Below are 4,235 nucleotides of genomic sequence, written 5' to 3'. Positions count from 1 at the left end.
CCCCCGCCCCCCCCCCCCCCCCCCCCCCCCCCCCCCCCCCCCCCCCCCCCCCCCCCCCCCCCCCCCCCCCCCCCCCCCCCCCCCCCCCCCCCCCCGGCCGTGTGGGGTGAAGCGGCAGGTTCAGGCGGTCGCTGCGTCGCCGCCGTCGATGGCGAACAGCTTGTTCTTGAGCCGGTAGCTGTTGCCGTTGATGGAGACGACCTCGCAGTGGTGCAGGAGACGGTCGAGGATGGCCGTGGCGAGGACCTCGTCTCCGAACACCTGTCCCCACTCTCCGAAGGTCTTGTTCGAGGTGAGGATGATCGAGCCCTTCTCGTATCGCTTCGAGATCAGCTGGAAGACGAGGTTGGCCTCGTCCCGGTCGAGTGGGAGATAGCCCACCTCGTCGACCACGAGAACGTCGGGCCGCTGATACTGCCGCATTCTGGCGGCCAGCCGGCCGATCCGGTCGGCCTCTTTGAGCTGCCGGACCATGTCGTCGAGGCTGGTGAAGTAGATGGTGAACCCGGCCCGGCAGGCTGCGACGGCCAGGCCCACCGCGATGTGGGTTTTTCCGACCCCGGGCGGTCCCAGCAGGGCGACGTTGGTCCTGGTTTCGACGAAGGCCAAGGTGGCCAGGTCGCGGATCTTGCGGGGGTCGAGTTCCGGCTGGAACGAGAAGTCGTAGTCGTCCAGCGTCTTGTGGTGCGGCAGCCGGGACAGCCGCAGGCCGGTGTGAAAGCGGCGGTCGTCCCGGACGGCCAGTTCCTCGGACAGGGCCAGGTCGAGGAAGTCGAGGTAGCCCATCTTGCCGGCGTCCGCGCGCTGGATCAGGTGGTCGAGACTGGCCGCCGTGTGGGGCAGGCCGAGCTTGGCGGCGGTGGATCGCAGTCGGGCAGTGACCAGTTCGCTCACGCGGTGTCCTTCGAGTCCGAAACGATGCGGGGCCGGGGCTTGGGCCCGGTGCCGGCGATGTCGTCGTAGAACGACAACGGCCCTTTCCCGACGGTGACTTGGGCAGCGGGTGACTGTTTGATCAGTTCTTGGAGTGGGCTGTCCGACGCGGTCGCCGCCCCGGACCGGCGAGCCGGTTCGGGGACGTGTGTGGTGGTGCGGCGGCCGGATCCGTCGGGCAGGCCGTTCCAGTGGGCGTCGTCGACGACCCAGGCGCCGCGGGTGTGCGACCGGGGATGAACGGCCAGCAGGGTCGACCCTGTCAGGTCCGGGGCCAGCAGGTGCAGGGAGATGCTGTCGCCGCCGGCACGGACCTCGACCAGCTGTCGGGGGCGGACGCGGCGGGCGGGCACCGAGTAGAGGCTGGCCTCGAACGCGACCAGACAGTCCTTGCCGACGTGCCGCAGGTGTCGGTCGGTGACCAGGTAGGGCCGGGGCGGAAGGGGACGCAGCGCGGCATGGTCGCGTTCGGCCCGCAGGCCGATCACCTCATGGTGCGTGCGATGGGTGCGGGCCCGCCGCAGCGGCACCCAGTCGACGAAGGCGGCATCCATCTCCACCACCGAGTTGAATGACCGGCCCGCCAGCAGGTGATCACGAACGATGGTCACCTGCCGCTCGACCCGCCCTTTTCCGGTGGGCCGGTAGGCGGCCAGCACGTCGATGTCGAAGTTGTAGTGGCCAGCGAACGCAACAGCTTCCGGATGCAGCGGGACCGCCTCGCCCGGGGCGACGTGCCGACGCACGACGGTCTTGGTCCGGTCGTAGACGATCACCTTGGGGACCCCTCCGAAGTGGGCAAACGCCCGACGGTGGCAGTCCCAGAATGTCGCCAGGTCCATCGACGTGGTGAAGCAGCAAAACGGGTCCCGTGAGTAGGACAGGACCATGTGGAAGGAGTACACCTTCTTGATCCCGACGTGTGCGAGGACGCCGCCCTCGTCGCCCCAGTCGACCTGGGCCTGGGCGCCGGGGATCACCTCGAACCAGCGGTGCAGGCCGTCGAGTTCGTCCGAGCCGATGCCCAGCTCGGCCATCACCTGCGGCCGGGCCTGCTGCAGATAGATCTTCACTCGCTGGTAGTTGCCGGTGAACCCGTACTGCGCGACGAGCCGCTCGTGGATCACCGTGCCCTTCAGGGTGATGTCGGCCCGCAGCCAGGCGTCGATGACCGGTTTGAACGGCTCGATCACCTGCGGGTTGCAGCCCTTGCGGGGCGGCCCTTTCGGCGGCACCACCGGCAGTGGCGCCTCGACATACTTCTTGACTGTCCGCCAGTTCAACCCGGTCTCCCGGGCGATGGCGGAGATACTCATCCCTGCCTCATGCAGGGCGCGGAACCGGCGCAGATCCATCCAACGCTCCGAGTGCAGGATCATCGAGACGGGACACCCTTCGCCTCCTCTCACCTCGCGCGATGGCTGTCCCGCACCCGCAGGCCCTACTCACGACACGCGTACGACACGCCCAAGATCAACCCGATCGAGTGTGTACGTGAGCTCGTACCTGCCTCTGCACATCAACATGTACGCGGACAAAACGCTGACGCGTCCCTGCGAGAAATCAAGGGATGCTGCGTAGCCCCCGGCGTGAATTTGTATTTCGTACCTGTGGAGTCACCGAGGGTGATAGTTGGGTTGGCGTCCGCCTGGGCGTTGAACTTAAATCCGTCCGACCCGGCGTGTACCCCCACTCCGGCGCCCACGCCGTCCACCGATAAACTATGTCCTTTAGGGTCGGTAAGAGTGATACTCGGCCTATAGCCTTCACTTGCATCGAAAGTGACTCCGCCCGCCCCGGCCGTAAAGTTCATCTTGGCCGTCGGGCCTGTGAACGCGAGGCTGGATCCATCTGGGGCGCCGAGCGTGACCTTGGGTTCAATTTTTGCATTGGTGAAGACTTGCACCCCTTCCCCTGAGACTTTCAGGCCGGAGCCACCTTGCACACCCTCGACTCCGATACTCCCTTTCCCAGTCTTGAGTGTGACTTTCGCATCGACACCGCTTTCGGCCGTGAAACTGAGAGGCTTTTTCTGTGACCACCTGAACTTGACGGTCGCGTACCGGGGTTTCCGCTTCCCGCCGGAGGTCATCTCCCACTGCGTGTGGCTGTACCACCGGTTCAGCCGGAGCCTGCGCGACGTCGAGGAGCTGATGCTCGAGCGCGGCATCAAGGTGTCGCACGAGACGGTCCACCAGTGGACGCGCCGGTTCGGCCCTGCCTACGCAGCAGCCTTACGCAGGCGCCGCCCTCAGCCAGGTGACAAGTGGCACCTCGACGAGGTCTTCGTGAAGATCAGCGGTGTGCAGAAGTACCTGTGGCGGGCCGTGGACGCCGACGGCAACGTCCTCGACATCCTCCTGCAGAACCGCCGCGACGAGCCCGCGGCCAGGCGCTTCGTCCGCAAACTCATGAAGAAGGCCCGCTCCGTGCCCCGGGTCATCGTCACCGACAAGCTCCGCAGTTACAGCGCCGCCCACCGCGAGGTCATGCCCTCAGTCGAGCACCGCTCCCACAAGGGCCGCAACAACCGGGCCGAGAACTCCCACCAGCCGACCAGGCAACGCGAACGGGCGATGAAAGGCTTCCGATCGATGGGTGCCGCGCAGCGGTTCCTCGCCTCCTTCAGCGGCATATCACCCCACTTCCGGCCCCATCGCCACCTGATGACCGCACCCAACTACCGCCTCGAGATGACCATCCGCTTCACCATCTGGAACCAGATCACCGGCGTCGCCGGCCTGCCCACCAGAGCCTGAACCACCGCCACCACCTCGGCCAGGCACGTCCCGAACCGGGCCACCCCTCCAAACCCCGCTCAACCTGACAAAGCCCTACGACACGCTACGAGCGGCCAACCCGACCGCACATCGCTACAGCCATACAAGTCGGCGCCTCAACCCGACCAGCACATCACCAAGCGATGAGCGAACTTGGAGCCCGGGCGTCGGGACGGGGGCGGGTCTTTCAGACAACCGTGCACCAATACATCCACTGTCGTCGTTCTTGAACTGATCCTCGCGGCTGTTCTTGAACCGATCCGCGCCGTTGTCGATCCTCGCGCCCGTCCCGTCGCTCGTGGTACTGCTGCCTGCGTTTCCCGGCCTGAGCAGGCGGGCCACCCGCACACCACAAGGCCCGTGTGAGAGACGCCCCTGACGCCCCTCACACGGGCCTACGAACCGACACTCCAGAAGCAGCTCTCCCAGATACCGGCCCCATAAGCCGATCAACTAACGGCGCCCGCGGTCCATGTCACGGCGGTCCATGTCACGGCGCTCCAAGTCACGCCGGTCCGCACG

The 4,235-nt window shown here is 66.6% G+C and carries 3 protein-coding genes; 1 reads left to right on the top strand and 2 read right to left on the bottom strand.

Going from position 1 to position 4,235, the window contains the following annotated elements; translation table 11 throughout:
* Positions 1–120 precede the first annotated feature (120 nt).
* Entirely contained in the window at positions 121–894 is a 774-nt protein-coding gene (istB, locus tag ACZ7HQ_RS43475) for an IS21-like element helper ATPase IstB (RefSeq protein ID WP_471002662.1), read from the bottom strand.
* Positions 891–2,288 carry an IS21 family transposase gene (gene istA / locus ACZ7HQ_RS43470; protein WP_471002665.1) on the bottom strand — a complete coding sequence of 466 codons (1,398 nt, stop codon included), beginning with the start codon at positions 2,286–2,288 and terminating at the stop codon, positions 891–893. Before istA ends, istB begins: the two co-directional genes overlap by 4 nt.
* 693 nt (positions 2,289–2,981) lie before the next feature.
* Here istA and ACZ7HQ_RS43465 point away from each other — a divergent pair.
* Positions 2,982–3,692 (top strand): IS6 family transposase, encoded by a 711-nt coding sequence (locus ACZ7HQ_RS43465; RefSeq protein ID WP_471002660.1) that lies wholly within the window; start codon positions 2,982–2,984, stop codon positions 3,690–3,692.
* Positions 3,693–4,235: the final 543 nt, after the last annotated feature.

Source organism: Streptomyces sp. NPDC037290 (assembly GCF_055603245.1).
This window is presented reverse-complemented; position numbering and strand designations above follow the sequence as displayed.

Coding starts and splice junctions, on each gene's coding strand:
- istA (WP_471002665.1), bottom strand. CDS start 2,288: ATGGATCTGCGCCGGTTCCGCGCCCTGCATGAGGCAGGGATGAGTATC.